This is a genomic window from Streptomyces sp. NPDC089915 (genome assembly GCF_040684675.1).
Lineage (GTDB): Bacteria > Actinomycetota > Actinomycetes > Streptomycetales > Streptomycetaceae > Streptomyces.
Genome location: NZ_JBFBGN010000422.1, coordinates 1 through 1,080 on the forward strand (window position 1 = coordinate 1; position 1,080 = coordinate 1,080).

Genomic DNA, 1,080 nt, shown 5'->3' on the forward strand with positions numbered 1-1,080 from the left:
CTCGACCGCGCCGGCGGCGCCCACACCTGGCACTCCGGCGCCGCCTACCAGAGCGGCCCCCTCGTCACCGCCGTCTCCGGCGGCCCGCCCGTCCCGCCGGAACTCCGCACGGCGGTGCGCGACGGCGCCCGGGCCGCCTACCAGCGCATCGAGCACGAGGGGCGCCCCTGGCTGGCCCTCGCCATGCCGGTCGCCTACGCGGCCACGCCGGCCGGCTCCACCACACCCGACCCCCCTGACCCGTCCGGCCTCACCGTCTACACCTCCCTGCGCCTCGACGACGACGCGGCGGACATCGCGGCCCTGCTCACCGCCGCCCAGGCGGCGGCCCTCCCCGCCCTCGTCCTCGCCCTCGTACCCGCGCTCTTCGCCGCCCGCCGCGTCCTGCGCCCCGTACGCAGGCTCCACGACGGCGCCGAACGCATCGCCGCCGGTGAACTGGGCACCCGTCTCCAGGCCGAGGGCCGCGACGAACTCGGCGACCTCACCCGCACGTTCAACAAGATGGCGCAGACCCTGGAACGCGACGACGCCGAACTGCGCCGGATGGAGGCCGGTGCGCGCCGCTTCGCCGGCGACGTCGCACACGAACTGCGCACCCCCCTCGCCGCGATGAGCGCCGTCACCGGAATCCTCGACGAGGACGCCGCCTCCGGCACGCTGCCGCCCGACACCGCCGACGCCGTACGCCTCATCAGCGACGAGACCCGCACCCTGGTCCGCATGGTCGAGGACCTGATGGAGGTGGCCCGCTTCGACGCCAAGACGGCCTCCCTGCGCGCCGAGCCGGTCGACCTGCGCACCCTCGTCGCCAAGACCCTCCACCTGCGAGGCTGGGACGGCGACGACCGCGTCACGGCCGACCTCGCCGGGCCCGTATCCGTCCTCGCCGACCCGCGCCGCGTCGACGTGATCCTGGCCAACCTGGTCGGCAACGCCCTGCGCCACGGCCGACCGCCCGTCACGGTCCGCGCCCGCGTCCGCGCGGACGACGGCACGGCCGTCCTGACCGTCAAGATCGGGGACTTTCGGCCCTGGCGTGACGCTGGACACAACGCCGCCCAAATGGACCGGTTGTGG

1 protein-coding gene is annotated in these 1,080 nt (G+C 75.5%); it reads left to right on the plus strand.

Translation table 11 applies throughout. The features are described from left to right. On the plus strand, positions 1-1,080 hold a 1,080-nt coding region (locus AB0O29_RS36340), incomplete at both ends, for a HAMP domain-containing sensor histidine kinase (protein ID WP_365160829.1).